Here is a 16,721-nt window from a genome sequence, read left to right on the forward strand (position 1 = left end):
CGTCAAGCCCGGCGCAGCGGCTCGAGCCTGCCGGTCGCGGACGCAGCCGATCATGCTTTTTGTCCCGGCACGCCCTATATTCGGGTCATGACACTGATCGCTGGCGCCGTCGCCGTCATCACCCTTTATCTGTTGCTGCAGATGTTCCGGAACGCGAATCCGGCGGCGCTGGCGCGCGCGATCAAGGTTGCCGGCGGTATCGGCTGCCTTGCGGTGGCAGCCTTCACCGGCCTCCGCGGCGAGCTTGTGGTGGCGATCCCGATCGGGTTGTTCGGGGCGGGGCTGCTCGGCTGGTCACCCGGTGGTCTCGGCAATGTCGGCAGCATGTTCGGGCTGGGTGGGCAGCGCTCGTCCGGTCAGAGCTCGCGGGTGCGCTCGCATTTCATCGAGATGGTGCTCGATCATGACAGCGGGCAGATGCAGGGCCGCTTTGTCGCCGGCGCCCATGCCGGCCGGTCGCTGGACGAGTTCGATCTGCCGCAGCTCGCCGCGATGACGCCGAGCCTCGATGCCGACAGCGTCGCTCTACTTGAAACTTATCTGGACCGCCGGTTTCCCGCTTGGCGTCAGCACGCGCAGGGCGATGCGGCAGGGCGGCAGGGCCGCGCGGCGTCGAGCTCCAAAATGACGGAAGAGGAGGCCTATCAGATCCTTGGCCTGCAGCCGGGCGCGGGGCGAGACGAGATCGGGCGTGCCCACCGCGCGCTCATGAAGAAACTGCATCCCGACCAAGGGGGGTCGACGTACCTCGCCGCCCGGGTGAACGAGGCCAAGGATACTCTGCTTCGTACGCATCACGGCTAACTCCGGCAACGCCACCAACGCCACAACACCGAACCCGCTTTCAACGCAACTTTGTCGACGCCGGCGGCTCTCGCCCTTGCCAGGCACGATCGTTCGTCATGGTGAAAAAGTTCTAGCGGGAAATCCTTGACGAGTGGTTTGCACCCGTGCGTCCCGCCGTCGATCGCGTGGTCCGCAAACGAAAAGGCCCGCGCTGTGTCGCGCGGGCCTCATCGGAACAGGATCAGTGCCGGCGTTAGTTGTGCACGGTCATGCAGGAGATGTCGGCGCGCTTCAGCTTCTTGCAGACGGCCTCGGCCTGATCACGATCGAGCCCGGCGAAGCGGGCGCGGATGAGGGTCTTGTCGCCCTTCGCAACCGTCTCGGTGAAGGGATCGGCCTTGCTGAGGAGACCTTGTGCCGAGCTGCGGGCCGCCTCGATCCGCTTCTGGGCCTCGGCCTCGTTGTCCAGCGCTCCCACCTGGATGATCCAGCCGCTGCGCGTGACGGAAGGCTTGCTCGGAAGCTCCGGCGCAGCGCTCGCGGAGGCGATCTGCGTCGGCGCCGGCTGGGCCGGAGGCGCCGCATAGGCCATGGCCTGCGACGAGCCTGCCGGCAGGCTGGAGGCGGGCAGCACGCCGAGAATGCCGTTGCCGGTGCCATGGCCCGGCGGCTGCGGCGGCATGTCGGGACGGGGGGCCTCGGTACGGGCGATCGGCGGCGCCGGCTCGATGGCCTCGACACGCTGAGCGAAGGGTGCGGGAGCAGGGGCGGCCGGCTGCGGCGCGGCGGTCGCGAGCTTGACCGCGCCGGCCTTGACCTGGACCGTCCTGACCTTGACCGGCTTCATCGGCTCGGTCGAGCCGGGAACGATCGACATCGGCTGGCTCTGGATCACGCCGGAGGTCATCGGCGCCGGCTCGACCTTGGCCTCTCTCGGTGCCGCCGGCGGCAGGGCCGCGGTGGCTTCCGAGAGGGTTGAGATGATCTTGGAGGCGCGACTCGGGGCCGGCGTCTCCGGCGCCGCCGAGGCGAGCTGCATCGTGCCCTGATCGGCATCGCCGCTGTCGGAGCCGCCGCGCTCGCCGATCGCCGCCACGGTGCGCCGGGTCGCGCCCTTGTCGAGATTTTCGGCGAGCAGGTTGCGCATGATGGCGTCACGCGAGCCGCCGCTGCGGCCGCCGAGTACGACGCCGATCAGATGGCGGTTGCCGCGGCGCAGCGAGGTCACGATGTTGAAGCCGGAGGCGCGGGTGTAGCCGGTCTTGATGCCGTCGATGCCCTCGACATTGCCGAGCAGATGATTGTGGTTGCGGATCGACTGGCCGCGATAATTGAACACCACCGTCGAGAAGTAGCGGTAGTACCGCGGGAAGCGGTCCTGGATCGCGCGGCCGAGGATCGACTGGTCACGCGCCGTCGTGATCTGCGCGTCGGCCGGGAGGCCGGAGGCGTTCACATAGGTGGTGCGGCTCATGCCGAGCGAGCGCGCCTTGCGCGTCATCATCTTGGCGAACTCGTCCTCGTCGCCGCCGATCGCTTCGGCGATGACCACGGCGGCGTCGTTGGCGGAGCGCGTCACCAGGCCCTTGATCGCGTCCTCGACGCGGATGCTCTGGCCGGGGCGCAGGCCGAGCTTGGTCGGCGACTGCTCGGAGGCGTGCTCGGACACCGGCATCTCGGTGTCGAGCTTCATCTTGCCGGAATCGAGCCGCTCGAACAGCAAATAGAGCGTCATGATCTTGGTGAGCGAGGCGGGGTGCCGCAAGGCGTCGGGATTGGTCGCCGTCAGCGTCGCGCCGGAATTGCCGTCGACGACGATCGACGCGAACGCCGGGCTGTAGCTGCCCTCGTCATTATGGGGGGAGTGACGCGCGTGATGCTGCCGATGGCGCCGACGCGCCTCCGCGCTGTCGACCGTGACCACTGCTGCCGTCGCGAGGGTGATCAGTCCGTAGACGCCAACTCGCAACAGGCGCGAGGAAGCCATTTTTTTGCGAAGCATGAAATCCCCGTCCAATTTCTGACGTGATCACCGGCTCGTAAGGCGAAATTGTGCCGAACGCCCCCGTAACCGTGCCTGTCGGACCTCCCGATCGCGCCGTGACGCTGCCAAGCATCGAAGGCCTCGAACTGAGGTTTTGTTAAGACGCTGTTTTAGAACAGCTTTACGGTTCGGCCGACGCTGGCCGGGACCACCGGAGAGGTTAGGACGGTCGAGTTGCCAAAGGATTAAAGAAACCTTGCGGCGATGGCTGGTATTTCTGCCGAACTGCCCCGGCTTGGGGCGTCCGACGGTGCGTCGAGACCGCAATGCCCGGGATGGTGCATTGCACAAGATTCTTGATTTTTTTGTGCGCTGCACTATATTATGAATGCGTCAGGGAGCCGGGGCTTCCCTGAGGGCGCTCAAAATCAGGGAAAGGAATGCCACATGTTTAAGGTTGAAGACTTTCAGAACTACGGCAAAGAGCAGTTCGAGACCGTCGTGAACTCCGCGACCACCGTGCAGAACGGCCTTCAGGCCATCGCCACCGCGTATGGCGACTACACCAAGAAGTCGTTCGAGGACACCAAGTCGTTCGTCGAGAAGCTCCAGGGCGTGAAGTCGCTCGACAAGGTGCTCGAGGTGCAGACCGAGTTCGCCAAGTCGGCCTACGAGACCTTCGTCGCCGATTCGCAGAAGATCGCCGGGCTGTATTCGGATCTCGCCAAGCAGGCGTTCAAGCCGCTGGAAGGCATCGCCGCGAAGTTCACCCCGCCGGCCGCGCACTGACCGTTCGCGCCTGCAGGGAGCACAAAGCCCGGCTTGCGCCGGGCTTTTTTGTTGGCTGAAGGTGGAGCGCTGTCGGTGCCCGGCGCTTCTGTTATTTGGCGACGCGCAGCTTCGACAATGCGGTGCCGATCGAGTTGAACGTGGTCACGATCTGGCTCGAGCTCGTCAGCATGTAGAACTTGTCGGGACTGCTGGCGCAGTTCTGCAGCACGGCCGAGGTCGGATCGGCGGGCGAGCTCGTGTTCACCTGGATCGTGTAGATCGTGTACATCGCGTTGCCCTTCGAATCCTTGGTGTTCTTCAGGTTCGAGCAGAGCAGCGCCTGGCGCGCGTCGATCGGGTTGCCCGAGGCTTGCGACGAGCCGTTGCCGTATTCGGGCCAGCGGTCCTCGGTGTTCAGGCCGTCCGATAGCAGGATGATGACGCGATTATAGGTGGTGTTGACGTCCTCCGCCGGCGCGCCCAGCACGCCGTTCGGAATCAGCGACTGGACGGCCCAGGCAAGTCCGATCGCCTGGTTGGTGCCGCCGGTCGGCTGCATGGCGTTGACTGCGCTCTTCAGCGAGCTCCAGTTGTAGCTGAGCGGCACGATTTCCGCGAGTTTCGTGGAGGCCGTGCTGCTGCAGTACTGGATGTTGTTCTCCATGTGCTGGTTGGCCGGGAACAGCGTCGTCACGTCGGAGGTCGCCGGTGACACGGCATTTGCGTCGTTCGGCTGGGTGCGGTCGGCGACGCATCCGGTCCAGGTGCTCTTGGTGTTGGCGACCCAGGTGTGGGTGAAGGTGTTGACCTTGCACACCGTGCTGGATCCGCTTCCCGTGCAACTACACGTGTTGTTCGGAAGATTGCTGCCGCTGGTCGGGCAACTGCAATAGCTGCCGGTGCACCAGTTCACCCGCGTGCTGGTCTGAACGCTGTTCCAGCAGCCGTTGTAATAGCTGTGCGAGGCGGAATCGTAGCCCGGGCAGATGTAGCCCGTGTAGCTCCCACTCGTCGGAATCCGCGAGGCGCTCGAACTCCCGGTCGCCGGGTCGCTGGTGCAGGAGAAGTAGGGAAAGCCGTTGCCGGACTTGAACGGACAGGAGGATCCCGGTCCCACCATGTCCCATTGCGATTGCGTGTAGCTGCCGTTCGGGATTGCGGCCTGATAGGAGCCATTGGCAGGCTGGATCGTGGGCGGATTCTGCCAGTCGGTCCAGTCGATCCAGTCCTTGGCGTAATTGCTTGCGCCGACGTTCACGACCTTGGCGAATGGAACGACCGAGATGTAGACGTCGCCCGGGGTCTTGGCCAGCGCGCTGAGCTGGTCGATCAGCCCGCCGCTGCCGGCCACGGCGTTCTGCAGCGCGGACATCTTGCCGCTGGATGCCATCGAGCCGGTATTGTCGAGCGCGAGCGCCACCCGCATCTTCACGTCGCCCCAGGTCGATGTCGTTTTGGCGCCGAAGTCCATGGTCGGAAAGCCGGCAATCTTCATGAACTGGGTGACGATCTGACCGTTGGCCGACAATTGGATGTTGGAGGCCGACGAGCTGGTCGAGGCGGTATAGCTGGCCGTCACGGTGACGTTCTGTGCGTCCGTGCTGGTGTAGAGCGCCTTGAAATAGGCGCTTGCCTTGGTTCCGATGTCGGCTGCGCTGATCGTGCCCTGCGCCAGGTCGCGCGACAGCATCAGCGAGGTGGAGTCGAGCGCCGCCTGCATCGACGACCGCGCGGCGTTCAGCCGGCTGTAGTCGACGCCTGCCCCGACGAAGGCCAGGATGGGGACGAGCGCGATGGCGAACAGCATGGAGATATTGCCACCGCGGTCGCAGGCGAACCGTCGGACGGCGCGGCGGCAGAGTCGAATGAAGGAGACATCGGTCATGTCGCTCACCAATTATGGTTTTCTGCAGGTGTTTTCGGTTCGGCTTCGTCAAGGACGGGTAAATCGAAACCGCGAAACACCGGGCCAATGCCCGCAGCGTGGCGCCGCGCCCGCAACCGGGCTGGTTCCCTGTCAATGCCCGCTGAATGGGCTTTGTAAAATGCGACCGGTTTGATTAACCTTGCGCCTCATCGCCGGGGCAGGGAATCGGTCCTGCCGGAGCGTCGGTCCGTCCCGGGCCTGCGCTTGCGGCAAACCGGGCGCTGACCCATATTCCCGGTGTCGGTCCGACCGGACCGGTCGGCTGGGACAGGCGATCTGGAAAGCAGGACCGGGTGGCGGAAAGCGGCCCGGCAGGGGACAGGTCGGGGGGCACCCCTTATTGAGAGCAACCCGCCGAGGGAAACTCTTTATTGGGAGCCTCGCAGCCATATCTAACGCGTGCAAGATGTCGCAGCCAACTTCCAGATTGAACCGATCCGCGCCCAGGATGAGCAATAACGACAACAAGTCCGGTGGCACCGGTGGCCCGGTCACGTCCGTGATCACCAAGGTCAAGCCGAAGACCAAGCGCCCCAACCTCTACCGCGTCCTGATCCTGAACGACGATTACACGCCGATGGAGTTCGTCGTTCACGTCCTGGAGAAGTTCTTCAACAAGGACGTCGAGGCCGCGACCAAGATCATGCTCCACGTGCATCATCACGGCATCGGGGAGTGCGGCGTCTTCACCTACGAGATCGCCGAGACCAAGGTGACGCAGGTGATGGACTTCGCCCGCAAGCACCAGCACCCGTTGCAGTGTGTGATGGAGAAGAAATAGCCGGCTCCCTCCGCGAAGGGAGCCGCCGACGCGCGCATCTGCTGGCCAGGGGCGGGGGCTGGGGCGCTGCCCGATTGATCACCGCGAATCGGCATCGGACGAAGGGTCATCGAAAGCCGCAAATTGCTGCAGACGAGGTCAGCGCAATCCGGGCAGGTTTCACTTCTCGTCCGAAGAATTACGGCCGCTCTGGTCCTTATCTCTCCCCGCTCGGCGGCGTGCGCCGTTCGGTTGTCGCAGCCGGATTTGCCGCAATCGGAACGGGTTTTGCATTGACGATCCGGTGAACCCGTAATCGAGCGGCTCGGCCGGTCTTTTGTCGCACTCGGTTATAACTATATTTGACGAAGGTTGTTGTTGCCTGACCGGGCGGCGGCGATCATGATGGCAAGGGGCCACAGAGGACGCGCATGCCGACTTTTTCTCAAAGCCTTGAACAATCCCTGCATCGTGCGCTGGCGATCGCCAACGAGCGTCATCATCAATACGCGACACTGGAACACCTCCTTCTGTCCTTGATCGATGACTCCGATGCAGCGGCCGTGATGCGCGCATGCAGCGTCGACCTCGACAAGCTGCGCGGCAGTCTCGTGAACTACCTCGAAACCGAGTTCGAAAATCTGGTCACGGACGGCAGCGACGACGCCAAGCCGACCGCAGGTTTCCAGCGCGTGATCCAGCGCGCCGTGATCCACGTTCAGTCGTCGGGCCGCGAAGAGGTCACCGGCGCCAACGTGCTGATCGCGATCTTCGCCGAGCGTGAGAGCCACGCCGCGTACTTCCTGCAGGAGCAGGACATGACGCGTTACGATGCCGTGAACTACATCAGCCACGGCATCGCCAAGCGCCCTGGTGTCTCCGAAGCGCGCCCGGTTCGCGGCGTCGACGAGGAGACCGAAGCCAAGGGCAACGAGGACTCCAAGAAAAAGGGCGAGGCGCTGGAAACCTATTGCGTCAATCTCAACAAGAAGGCGCGTGACGGCAAGATCGATCCGGTGATCGGCCGAAACTCCGAGATCAACCGCGCCATCCAGGTGCTGTGCCGGCGCCAGAAGAACAACCCGCTGTTCGTCGGCGAAGCCGGCGTCGGCAAGACGGCGATCGCCGAGGGCCTCGCCAAGCGCATCGTCGACAGCGAGGTTCCGGAGGTGCTGTCGGCCGCGACCGTGTTCTCGCTCGACATGGGCACCTTGCTCGCGGGCACGCGCTATCGCGGCGACTTCGAGGAGCGCCTGAAGCAGGTGCTCAAGGAACTCGAGGCGCATCCGAACGCGATCCTGTTCATCGACGAGATCCACACCGTGATCGGTGCCGGTGCGACGTCGGGCGGCGCGATGGATGCGTCCAACCTGCTCAAGCCGGCGCTGGCCTCGGGCTCGATCCGCTGCATGGGCTCGACGACCTACAAGGAGTATCGCCAGCATTTCGAGAAGGACCGCGCGCTGGTGCGCCGGTTCCAGAAGATCGACGTCAACGAGCCGTCGGTCGAGGATGCGATCGCGATCCTGAAGGGGCTGAAGCCGTACTTCGAGGACTATCACCGGCTGAAATACACCAACGAGGCCATCGAGGCCGCGGTGCAGTTGTCGTCGCGCTACATCCATGACCGCAAGCTGCCGGACAAGGCGATCGACGTGATCGACGAATCCGGCGCGGCGCAGATGCTGCTGGCCGAGAACAAGCGCAAGAAGACGATCGGCATCAAGGAGATCGAGACCACGATCGCCACGATGGCGCGGATTCCGCCGAAGAGCGTGTCGAAGGACGATGCCGAGGTGCTCAAGCATCTCGAGCAGACCCTCAAGCGCGTGGTGTTCGGCCAGGACAAGGCGATCGATTCGCTGTCGGCCTCGATCAAGCTGGCCCGTGCCGGCCTGCGCGAGCCGGAGAAGCCGATCGGCTGCTATCTGTTCTCGGGTCCGACCGGCGTCGGCAAGACCGAGGTCGCCAAGCAGCTCGCCTCGACCCTGGGCGTCGAGCTGCTGCGCTTCGACATGTCGGAGTACATGGAGCGGCACACGGTGTCGCGCCTGATCGGCGCGCCTCCTGGCTATGTCGGCTTCGACCAGGGCGGCCTCCTGACCGATGGCGTCGACCAGCATCCGCACTGCGTGGTGCTGCTGGACGAGATCGAGAAGGCGCATCCGGACCTGTACAATGTGCTGTTGCAGATCATGGATCACGGCCGGCTCACCGACCACAACGGCAAGCAGGTCAACTTCCGCAACGTGATCCTGATCATGACCACGAATGCAGGCGCGGCCGACATGGCCAAGCAGGCGTTCGGCTTCCATCGCTCGAAGCGGGAAGGTGACGACCACGAGGCGATCAACAGGCAGTTCGCGCCGGAATTCCGCAATCGGCTCGACTCCATCGTCTCGTTCGCGCACCTCAACGTCGAGGTGATCGGAATGGTCGTCGAGAAGTTCGTGCTGCAGCTCGAGGCCCAGCTCGCCGACCGCGACGTCACGATCGAGCTGTCGGAACCGGCCAAGGCCTGGCTGATCCAGCACGGCTATGACGAGCAGATGGGCGCGCGGCCGATGGGCCGTGTGATCCAGGAGCACATCAAGAAGCCGCTGGCCGACGAGGTGCTGTTCGGCAAGCTGAAGGGCGGCGGTCACGTCCGTGTCGTCCTCGTCAAGGACGAATCCGGCGTCGAGGAGAAGATCGGCTTCGAGTTCGTCGAGGGCCCGGTCACGCCGAAGTCCGAAGTTCCGGCCGCGCGCAAGCGCAAGCCGAAGTCCGGCGGCGGCTCGAAGGGGCCGGCGCCGAAGGGACCGCTGGTCAAGGCGTAGGCCTGACGCTACGAGATCACTACGAAAGGCCGGCCATCGCGCCGGCCTTTTTCGTTTGACGCGAGGTTCTGTGATGCGACGTCCGGCTCAGGCCGGCTTGACGAAGAAATACACCGTCAGGCCGCAGCCGACGGCAATGATGAAGCGGCGCACATGGGCCGGCGGGATGATCTGGCCAAGCCGCGCGCCGACGAAGCCGCCGACCATGGCAGCGCCCATCATCGTCAGCGTCTCCAGCCAATGCACGCGGCCTGAGAACGCAAAGATGGCGGAGGCCGTCATATTCATGAGCGCAGCGAGCAGCACCTTCATGCCGTTCATGGCGCGAATGTCGCGCATGCCGTAGAACACCAGGGCCGCCAGCATCAGGATGCCGATGCCGCCGCCGAAGTAGCCGCCATAGATCGCGATCACGAACTGCACCGCCTGGATGGTCCGCGGCCCGAACCAGCGCGCGCCATCCCTCGGCGTAAAACGCATGCCGAATGCAAACACGCTCGTGGCGAACAGCAACAGCCAGGGCACCAGCCGGCTGAAGGCGGCCGACGGTGTGACCAAGAGCAGCACGGCGCCGAGCGTGCCGCCGAGCAGGCTGATGATCGACAGCCGCACGAGGTCGTGGCGCCAGGGCGCCTTTGCGTCGTTCAAGATCTCACGGGAGGCCCAAGCGCTGACGAACTGGCCGGGGCAGAGCGCGACCGTGCTGGAGGCGTTGGCGTCAATCGCGGGAATGCCGGCGGCAAGCAGCGTCGGGAAGGTCAGGAACGCGCCGCCGCCGGCCAGCGCATTGACGATGCCCGAGCCGAAGGCGGCGAGGGCGAGCAGGGCCAGCATCGTCCAGTCCGTCATCGCTGTCACGACTCGCCCTTCAGCCGTTGGCCGTCCTGGACGCGGACGCGCTCGGCGCCGCGGGCGCCGGCCGGCGACAGCCTGAGCATGCTCAGGAACGCGCCGACCAGCGCGAAACCGACCCCGGTCAAGAGCGACAGCCGCGTGCCGTCGGTCGCGTCGATCGCGAGAAACATCGCGACCAGGGCCGCGCCCGTGGTCTGGCCGAGCAGGCGCGCCGTGCCGAGCATGCCGCTGGCGCCGCCGGCGCGCTCGCGTGGCGCAGCGGCGATCATGGTGCGGTTGTTGGGCGTCTGGAACAAGCCGAAGCCGCAGCCGGCCAGCGCCATGCGCCAGACGACATCCCATGCCGACGGCTCGCGCGGCAGCAGGCCGAGCGCACCGAGCCCGCATGCGAAGATGACGAGACCGATGCCGCCGAGCAGCCCGGCCGGCACGCGCTCGACCAGCCGTCCCGCAATCGGTGCCGTCAGGCCGACCGCGATCGGCCACGGCGTGATCAGCAGGCCCATCTGCACCGGCGAATAGCCGAAATGGCTTTCGAGATAGAAGGGGATCGCGACGAAGGCGAGCATCTGGCCGCAGAACGACGAGATCGAGGTCGCGATCGACAGCGCGAACACCGGAATGCGCAGCAGGTCGAGCGGCAGCAGCGGCGAGGCCATGTGGGTCTGGCGCCAGACCAGCCACACGCCGGCCGTGACGGCGACGACGAACTCGATCGCGCAGGTCACCAGCGCCTCGCCATGGCCGAGGCTGTCCACGGCGGCGATCAGGAAGCCGAAGGTGATCGCGCTCAGCGCCGCGCTCTGCCAATCGAACATGTGCGGCGCGCGCGGCGTATGCGGCAGGAAGCGGAAGCCGAAGACGAAGGTGACGATGCCGAGCGGCACGTTGATCGCGAACAGCCACGGCCAGCTACCGACGGCGAGGATGCCGGCGGCGATGGTCGGACCGAGCGCGGCGGAGACCGCGACCACCATCGCATTGATGCCGATGCCGCGGCCGAGCAGAGCGTGCGGATAGGTGAAACGCACCAGCGCCGAGTTGACGCTGAGGATGCCGGCGGCGCCAAAGCCCTGCAGGATGCGCGCGAGCGTCAGCAGCAGCAGGCTGTCGGCCAGCGCACAGAAGGCGGAGGCAGCCGTGAACAGCACGAGGCCGGCGAGATAGACCCGCCGATAGCCGATGATCTCGCCGAGCGACGCCAGCGGCAGCAGCGAGATCGTCACCGCGAGCTGATAGCCGTTGACGATCCAGATCGAAAAAGCAGGACTCGCATGGAGGTCGCGGGCGATCGTCGGCAGCGCCACATTGGCGATGGCGCCGTCGATCACGGCCAGCACGATGCCGAGGGCGATCGTCACGATCGCCCAGGTGCGCTGCGGCAGCGGCAGTCCGTCGGCGTGCAGACCCGTGGTCGTCGGTGTCATCATGCGGGCTCCGGTCGCAGCCGGGCCGCGGACAATGAACGGGAACGGGCAACCGGGCCGTACAAGTCCCGTTTCACGCCAGCGGAGCGCGCCGGCGCGTCACCGCCGTTTGGGGCGGACCTGGATCGCCTTGAGGTAATTGACCGCGGCCTCCGCCTCGGCGCGATCGAACTGGAAGCTCGGCATGTCCTTGTGAATGGTCGACAGGCCGGCCTGCAGCCGCTGGGCGAAATCCTCGTCGTAGAGCTTGCTGTCACCGAAGGTCCTGAACGGGGGCGCGTCGGGGTGCCGGCTGGCGCCTGTGAGACCTACCGCATGGCATCGGCTGCAAAGGCTTTGCAAGAGCGCTTTTCCACGCTTCTGCTCGCTGTCCAGCGCATGGCTGGCGGTCGACGCGAACGCCAGCAGCAGGCAGGCGGACCCCATTCGTCGTCTCATGAACTCGTTCTCGCGTGTCTTGCGCCCGGCTACCAGCGGCCCTCGGCCTTGCTATAGGCATATAGGGCGATCAGCCCGATCGTCACCAGGGTCGAGCCGATCAGGACGATCCGGTCCCAGCGCAGCTGTGTCTCGTCGTCCCGCTGCAAGGTCAGCAGGGAGAACAGGGCCTTCATGGCAAAGCGGCGCATCGGATCGATCCCGGCAGCGGCCGCACATTCCGATGACGTGGGCCGGCCGCAGCTTAGCCTGCCCAATCGTTGCGCCGCCATGGCGAACATCTTGGGTCTGATGTCCGGCTTCCGGAGGGGCTCGGAAGCCGGATGCTGGAACTACCCAGCCTGTCCCATCACGACGTCTGCAACCGCCCGCGCGACTTTCGCGATCGTTGCGTTGCGATCCTCGGGAGACGCCTGTGAACCAGTCAGATAGGCCGTGACCAGAACCGGTTTGCGGCCCGGGGGCCAGAGAATGCCGATGTCGTTGGTCGTGCCGCGGTCCCCAGCGCCCGTCTTGTCGGCGACGCGCCAGTCACGCGGCACACCGGCGCGAAGCCGAGTGTCGCCGGTCTTGTTGGCGATCATCCAGTCCGTCAATCGCTGGCGCATATTCGTCGACAAGACCTCGCCAAGGAGCACGCGGCGCAGGTTCTGTAGCATGGCGGCCGGACTGGTCGTGTCGCGAGGGTCGTCGGCCAGCGCCTCGTTGAGCTCAATTTCCCAGCGGTCCAGGCGGCTGATCTCGTCGCCGATCGATCGGGCAAAACGCGTCAGACCCGCAGGACCGCCGATCTGCCGCAACAGGAGATTTCCCGCGGTGTTGTCGCTCTGGCTGAGCGCAGCTTCGCAGAGCTCGGCGAGTGTCATGCCGCGGCCGACGTGCTCCTTGGTCACCGGCGAATATGTTACGAGATCCTTCGCCTCGAACGGGACGCGCGTGTCGAGATGCAGTTCGCCGGCGTCGGCGCGCTTCAGGACAGCCGCGGAAGCCAGACACTTGAACGTGCTGCACATCGGAAAGCGCTCGGCCGAGCGCAGGCCCGCCTCGAACCCGCTCTCGGAGTCGAGGACGGCGATGCCGAGCCGTCCGAGACTCTCGCGCTCGATGCGGGCGAGTTCCCCTTCCAGATGCGCCCTTCGGTCGGCCGCCGCCTTCGCCGCAGGTGATGGCAGCCCGCTCGCCGCAGCCGCCATCCCGAGGATTCCAAAACCCAGATGCCGTCTCGTCAGCATGTTCATTCTCCAGTGACTGCGCGAACCTGCCGAACGAGGTGACGACTGACAAACGATCATTTATTCGTCGAGCCATGAGCAGAACTTGGTCATCATGCCCATCCGCAGCCATCTCCCTTTGAACGCCTTGCGGGCCTTCGAAGCATCCGCCCGGCATCTGAGCTTCACCAAGGCAGGCTTGGAGCTCAGGGTCACGCAGACCGCGATCAGTCACCAGGTGAAACAGCTCGAGCAGATGTTGGGCGCTCACCTGTTCCGGCGCCTGCCGCGTGGCCTCACGTTGACTGACGAAGCCCTGGCTCTGTTTCCCGTCCTCAACGATGCGTTCAGTCGCATCAGCGGCGCGATCGATCGCATCGAAGCGAAGGGAACCCGCGAGGTCGTGACCGTCGGCTGTGTCGGCACCTTTGCAACGGGATGGCTGTTGCAACGCCTCGACGGTTTTCGAGATGCGCACCCCCATATCGACCTGCGCCTCCTCACCAACAACAACCGCATCGATATCGCCGGAGACGGGCTCGACATCGCGCTTCGCTTCGGCGACGGATCCTGGCACGGCGCTGAGGCCATCCATCTGATGTCTGCCCCGCTGTCGCCCGTCTGTCATCCCGATGTCGCGAGTCGTCTGCGCGCGCCGTCGGATCTCGCGGGCGAAAATCTCCTGCGGTCGTATCGCGCCGAGGAATGGCCATTATGGTTTGCAGTCGCGGGCGCTCCATGCCCGATGATCCAGGGGCCGATCTTCGACAGCTCCGTCGCGATGGCCGAAGCGGCCGCGCGCGGCGTCGGCGTTGGCCTGGTTCCGATCGCCATGTTCAACTGCGAGCTCGAGACGGGTCGGCTGGTCCGGCCGTTTGCGGCTGGGGTCGCCGCCGGTTCTTATTGGCTGACCTGGTTGAAGTCGAAAGAACCGACGTCCGGCATGCTTGCCTTTCGTGACTGGCTGGTCGATGCCTTGCGCGCCGATCCGCCGCGCTGACGGCCGGGCGCCACCTCGCACAAGCCGAGGGCGCGAACAGCGCCACGAGGCGCGTGAGGCGGGCGCGTTGCGGCCAGCTCAGCGCTTTACGGCGCTGCGCCGCCACTCGCGTGGCGACAGGCCGAACTGCTCGCGGAACACGCGGCCGAAATGCGAGAGGTCATTGAAGCCCCAGCAAAACGCGATCTCGCTGATCTGACGATGCGCCAGCATCGGCGAGCCGAGATCGCGCCGGCACTGCTTGAGCCGCTCGGCCAGCACGAAGCGTTGGAACGACGTCTCCTCGTCCGAGAACAGATCATTGACGTAGCGCGTCGATAGCCCGAGCTCGCGTGCGATCTCCGGCAGTGAGAGGCCGGCGTCGGATAGTCGGGTGCGGATGTGCGCCTTGATCCGATAGAGCAGCGTTGCGCGATGGCTCGAGGCGGGCAGGGGTTGTGCGCGCAACCGCTCGGCCAGGGTCATGGCGAGCAGGTCGGCGGCCTGGTTGGCGAGAGGTTCGGCATGCTCGGGGCCGATGTGCTCGGCGCGTTCGCAGAGCCTCACGATGAACTCATGGGCGAGGGGCTGGAGCGGGCTGTCGGGGCCGAAGCTGATCGCCGTCACGGTCTCCGTCGGGCCGATCCGGCGCTGCAGCATCTCGCGCGGGAGCTTGAACACGATCTGCTTGAACGCGGCGTCGAACTGCAGCTCATAGGGGCGGGTCGTGTCGTAGATCGCGAACTCGCCGGGCCGGATCACGGTGTCGCGGCCATCCTGGACGACGCCGCCGATTCCCTCACGTCCGAATGCGACGAGAACGAAGTCGGCATCCGCCCGGGAGATCCGCTGCGAGGTCCGGTGCACGCGCTGCCGGTCCGAGGCAACCTCGGAGCAGACAGCCCGTCCCAACGTGGTGTGGGTCACCGAGCCGCGAAACGCGCTGCCGAGATCGGACGTGCAATCGAGCCCGACATAGACGTCGCAGACGATGTCCTGCCACCGCGCCAGCCGGCGGTGGCCCGGGCTTCCGTCGGTGGTGAACAGGATCGGCATCGCTCCGTCTCCCCCTGCACCTCTGCCGGCTTGATCTGTGGCAATGCAGCAAATTCCGGGCCGGCTGGGGTCTTCGTCTCGGCCGCAGTCGAATTTTCGTTCCCTGGCAGACGAGCGCGAAAGCCGGCTGGCGTCAATAGTTGGCCCGGTCGCGGCGCCACCGCCGCGCACGGCATCAGGGAGCAGCAGCGATGGGACTGGCACATCCGAAATACAAGGTGGCGGTGGTGCAGGCGGCACCGGCCTGGCTCGACCTGGACGCCTCGATCAAGAAGACCATCGCCCTGATCGAGGAGGCGGCCGACAAGGGCGCCAAGCTGATCGCGTTTCCGGAGGTCTTCATCCCCGGCTATCCCTGGCACATCTGGATGGACTCGCCGGCCTGGTGCATCGGTCGCGGCTTCGTGCAGCGCTATTTCGACAACTCGCTGGCCTATGACAGCCCGCAGGCCGAAGCGCTGCGGGCTGCCGTGCGCAAGGCCAGGCTGACGGCCGTACTGGGACTCTCCGAGCGCGACGGCGGCAGCCTCTACATCGCGCAATGGCTGATCGGCCCGGACGGCGAGACCATTGCCAGGCGCCGCAAGCTGCGGCCGACCCATGCCGAGCGTACCGTCTACGGTGAGGGCGACGGCAGCGACCTTGCTGTGCATGATCGTCCCGACATCGGCCGGATCGGTGCGCTGTGCTGCTGGGAGCATCTGCAGCCGCTGTCGAAATATGCGATGTACGCGCAGAACGAGCAGGTGCACGTCGCGGCGTGGCCGAGCTTCTCGCTGTACGATCCGTTCGCGCCGGCGCTCGGCGCCGAGGTCAACAACGCCGCCTCGCGCGTCTATGCGGTCGAGGGCTCGTGCTTCGTGCTGGCGCCGTGCGCCACCGTCTCGCAGGCGATGATCGACGAACTGTGCGACCGGCCCGACAAGCACGCGCTGCTGCATGTCGGCGGCGGCCACGCCGCGATCTTTGGTCCGGATGGCTCGTCGCTCGCCGAGAAGCTGCCGCCGGAGCAGGAAGGCCTGCTGATCGCCGAGATCGATTTGGGCATGATCGGCATCGCCAAGAATGCCGCCGATCCGGCGGGACACTATTCGCGCCCCGACGTCACCCGGCTGCTGCTCAACAAGAAGCCGCTCAACCGGGTCGAGCAGTTCGCGTTGCCGGTCGACACGGTCACTCCCGGCGAGGCGCCATCGGCGGCTGGCTGACAGGCTTGGCGGGCGCTAGGTCCCGGCCTCCGGTTGTGCCGGCGGCGGGGCCGACCGCCGCGGCGGCCGCTGCGGACGGCCTGCCGGCGCCGCCATGCGCGGCTGCAAGGTGACGATCACCGGGTTCGGCTTGTGGTCGGTCGCCGCGCCAGTCGCTGCGTCCACACCCATGCCGATCAGGCCGCCCGCCAGGATGTTGCCGGCGAAGCCGGCCGCGCCGGTCGCCGGGATGTCCTTGGTCAACGGGATGATCTGGGTCTCGTAGCCCGGTTTTTCGATGGTGACGGAGATGTCGGCATTGCGTTTGGCGACGAACGAGCAGGGCGTCGTGCAGGTCATCGGCGCTTCGAGACCGGCGATCGTGGCTTCGGCCCCGGACGGCGTCGACGCGACACTGATCGTCTCGGTTGTACCCCGCGTTACGGACGCGCAGCCTCCCAGCGCGGCGCACAGCGCCACCAACGCTACAACTCTCATTTGGTACTGCCCCCTTCAAACCC

At 65.7% G+C, this 16,721-nt stretch carries 15 protein-coding genes; 6 read left to right on the plus strand and 9 right to left on the minus strand.

What is annotated here, in order from left to right; all coding sequences use genetic code 11:
- The first annotated feature begins 87 nt into the window (after window positions 1–87).
- Complete coding sequence (locus ACQR0W_RS25365; protein ID WP_315827300.1) at window positions 88–804, plus strand: DnaJ domain-containing protein; 717 nt, start codon at window positions 88–90, stop codon at window positions 802–804.
- 235 nt (window positions 805–1,039) lie between these two features.
- On the opposite strand, the gene ACQR0W_RS25370 is transcribed toward ACQR0W_RS25365, so the two are convergent.
- On the minus strand, window positions 1,040–2,788 hold the full coding sequence (locus ACQR0W_RS25370; protein WP_315827276.1) for a D-alanyl-D-alanine carboxypeptidase: 1,749 nt from the start codon (window positions 2,786–2,788) through the stop codon (window positions 1,040–1,042).
- 429 nt (window positions 2,789–3,217) lie between these two features.
- Between ACQR0W_RS25370 and ACQR0W_RS25375 the strand changes: the two genes are divergently transcribed.
- Window positions 3,218–3,559, plus strand: a complete 342-nt coding sequence (locus ACQR0W_RS25375) for a phasin family protein (protein WP_315718372.1) — start codon at window positions 3,218–3,220, stop codon at window positions 3,557–3,559.
- 91 nt (window positions 3,560–3,650) lie between these two features.
- Here ACQR0W_RS25375 and ACQR0W_RS25380 read toward each other — a convergent pair whose 3' ends face one another.
- Window positions 3,651–5,426 carry a TadE/TadG family type IV pilus assembly protein gene (locus tag ACQR0W_RS25380; protein WP_315718373.1) on the minus strand — a complete coding sequence of 592 codons (1,776 nt, stop codon included), beginning with the start codon at window positions 5,424–5,426 and terminating at the stop codon, window positions 3,651–3,653.
- A 490-nt stretch (window positions 5,427–5,916) separates the two neighbouring features.
- Here ACQR0W_RS25380 and clpS point away from each other — a divergent pair, with 490 nt between their 5' ends.
- Together clpS and clpA are read left to right on the plus strand one after the other, a co-directional pair.
- Window positions 5,917–6,249: an ATP-dependent Clp protease adapter ClpS gene (gene clpS, locus ACQR0W_RS25385; RefSeq protein ID WP_008960690.1), complete on the plus strand. Its 333-nt coding sequence runs from the start codon at window positions 5,917–5,919 to the stop codon at window positions 6,247–6,249.
- A 410-nt stretch (window positions 6,250–6,659) separates the two neighbouring features.
- Window positions 6,660–9,047 carry an ATP-dependent Clp protease ATP-binding subunit ClpA gene (clpA, locus tag ACQR0W_RS25390; RefSeq protein WP_315718374.1) on the plus strand — a complete coding sequence of 796 codons (2,388 nt, stop codon included), beginning with the start codon at window positions 6,660–6,662 and terminating at the stop codon, window positions 9,045–9,047.
- A gap of 87 nt (window positions 9,048–9,134) precedes the next feature.
- Here clpA and ACQR0W_RS25395 read toward each other — a convergent pair whose 3' ends face one another.
- The 5 genes from ACQR0W_RS25395 to bla form a co-directional block, all read right to left on the minus strand.
- Window positions 9,135–9,896 carry a sulfite exporter TauE/SafE family protein gene (locus tag ACQR0W_RS25395; protein ID WP_316171467.1) on the minus strand — a complete coding sequence of 254 codons (762 nt, stop codon included), beginning with the start codon at window positions 9,894–9,896 and terminating at the stop codon, window positions 9,135–9,137.
- Window positions 9,897–9,901: 5 nt separating this feature from the next.
- On the minus strand, window positions 9,902–11,329 hold the full coding sequence (locus ACQR0W_RS25400; RefSeq protein ID WP_316171466.1) for an MFS transporter: 1,428 nt from the start codon (window positions 11,327–11,329) through the stop codon (window positions 9,902–9,904).
- A gap of 99 nt (window positions 11,330–11,428) precedes the next feature.
- Window positions 11,429–11,755, minus strand: coding sequence for a c-type cytochrome (locus ACQR0W_RS25405; protein ID WP_316171449.1), 327 nt, complete (start codon window positions 11,753–11,755; stop codon window positions 11,429–11,431).
- 41 nt (window positions 11,756–11,796) lie between these two features.
- Window positions 11,797–11,958, minus strand: coding sequence for a hypothetical protein (locus ACQR0W_RS25410; RefSeq protein WP_315718376.1), 162 nt, complete (start codon window positions 11,956–11,958; stop codon window positions 11,797–11,799).
- Between the two features lie 141 nt (window positions 11,959–12,099).
- Complete coding sequence (bla, locus tag ACQR0W_RS25415; protein ID WP_316171448.1) at window positions 12,100–12,999, minus strand: class A beta-lactamase; 900 nt, start codon at window positions 12,997–12,999, stop codon at window positions 12,100–12,102.
- A 94-nt stretch (window positions 13,000–13,093) separates the two neighbouring features.
- Between bla and ACQR0W_RS25420 the strand changes: the two genes are divergently transcribed.
- Window positions 13,094–13,978, plus strand: a complete 885-nt coding sequence (locus ACQR0W_RS25420; protein ID WP_316171465.1) for a LysR family transcriptional regulator — start codon at window positions 13,094–13,096, stop codon at window positions 13,976–13,978.
- Window positions 13,979–14,056: 78 nt separating this feature from the next.
- Here the strand turns inward: ACQR0W_RS25420 and ACQR0W_RS25425 are convergent, their stop codons facing one another.
- Window positions 14,057–15,013 (minus strand): helix-turn-helix domain-containing protein, encoded by a 957-nt coding sequence (locus ACQR0W_RS25425; protein WP_316171447.1) that lies wholly within the window; start codon window positions 15,011–15,013, stop codon window positions 14,057–14,059.
- Window positions 15,014–15,204: 191 nt separating this feature from the next.
- On the opposite strand from ACQR0W_RS25425, the gene ACQR0W_RS25430 reads away from it, so the two are divergent.
- On the plus strand, window positions 15,205–16,221 hold the full coding sequence (locus tag ACQR0W_RS25430; RefSeq protein ID WP_316171446.1) for a carbon-nitrogen hydrolase family protein: 1,017 nt from the start codon (window positions 15,205–15,207) through the stop codon (window positions 16,219–16,221).
- Window positions 16,222–16,236: 15 nt separating this feature from the next.
- Here ACQR0W_RS25430 and ACQR0W_RS25435 read toward each other — a convergent pair whose 3' ends face one another.
- A complete protein-coding gene (locus ACQR0W_RS25435; RefSeq protein ID WP_315718380.1) occupies window positions 16,237–16,698 on the minus strand; it encodes a PEGA domain-containing protein in 462 nt (153 codons plus the stop codon).
- Window positions 16,699–16,721 lie beyond the last annotated feature (23 nt).

The sequence above is a fragment of the Bradyrhizobium sp. HKCCYLRH1034 genome (assembly GCF_051168375.1).
In the GTDB taxonomy this organism is placed as follows: Bacteria; Pseudomonadota; Alphaproteobacteria; order Rhizobiales; family Xanthobacteraceae; genus Bradyrhizobium.

Bases quoted from the DNA above. Each gene is read 5' to 3' on its own strand.
- ACQR0W_RS25365 (WP_315827300.1), top strand. From the start codon at position 88: ATGACACTGATCGCTGGCGCCGTCGCCGTCATCACCCTTTATCTGTTG.
- ACQR0W_RS25370 (WP_315827276.1), bottom strand. From the start codon at position 2,788: ATGCTTCGCAAAAAAATGGCTTCCTCGCGCCTGTTGCGAGTTGGCGTC.
- ACQR0W_RS25375 (WP_315718372.1), top strand. From the start codon at position 3,218: ATGTTTAAGGTTGAAGACTTTCAGAACTACGGCAAAGAGCAGTTCGAG.
- ACQR0W_RS25380 (WP_315718373.1), bottom strand. From the start codon at position 5,426: ATGACCGATGTCTCCTTCATTCGACTCTGCCGCCGCGCCGTCCGACGG.
- clpS (WP_008960690.1), top strand. From the start codon at position 5,917: ATGAGCAATAACGACAACAAGTCCGGTGGCACCGGTGGCCCGGTCACG.
- clpA (WP_315718374.1), top strand. From the start codon at position 6,660: ATGCCGACTTTTTCTCAAAGCCTTGAACAATCCCTGCATCGTGCGCTG.
- ACQR0W_RS25395 (WP_316171467.1), bottom strand. From the start codon at position 9,896: ATGACGGACTGGACGATGCTGGCCCTGCTCGCCCTCGCCGCCTTCGGC.
- ACQR0W_RS25400 (WP_316171466.1), bottom strand. From the start codon at position 11,329: ATGACACCGACGACCACGGGTCTGCACGCCGACGGACTGCCGCTGCCG.
- ACQR0W_RS25405 (WP_316171449.1), bottom strand. From the start codon at position 11,755: ATGGGGTCCGCCTGCCTGCTGCTGGCGTTCGCGTCGACCGCCAGCCAT.
- ACQR0W_RS25410 (WP_315718376.1), bottom strand. From the start codon at position 11,958: ATGCGCCGCTTTGCCATGAAGGCCCTGTTCTCCCTGCTGACCTTGCAG.
- bla (WP_316171448.1), bottom strand. From the start codon at position 12,999: ATGCTGACGAGACGGCATCTGGGTTTTGGAATCCTCGGGATGGCGGCT.
- ACQR0W_RS25420 (WP_316171465.1), top strand. From the start codon at position 13,094: ATGCCCATCCGCAGCCATCTCCCTTTGAACGCCTTGCGGGCCTTCGAA.
- ACQR0W_RS25425 (WP_316171447.1), bottom strand. From the start codon at position 15,013: ATGCCGATCCTGTTCACCACCGACGGAAGCCCGGGCCACCGCCGGCTG.
- ACQR0W_RS25430 (WP_316171446.1), top strand. From the start codon at position 15,205: ATGGGACTGGCACATCCGAAATACAAGGTGGCGGTGGTGCAGGCGGCA.
- ACQR0W_RS25435 (WP_315718380.1), bottom strand. From the start codon at position 16,698: ATGAGAGTTGTAGCGTTGGTGGCGCTGTGCGCCGCGCTGGGAGGCTGC.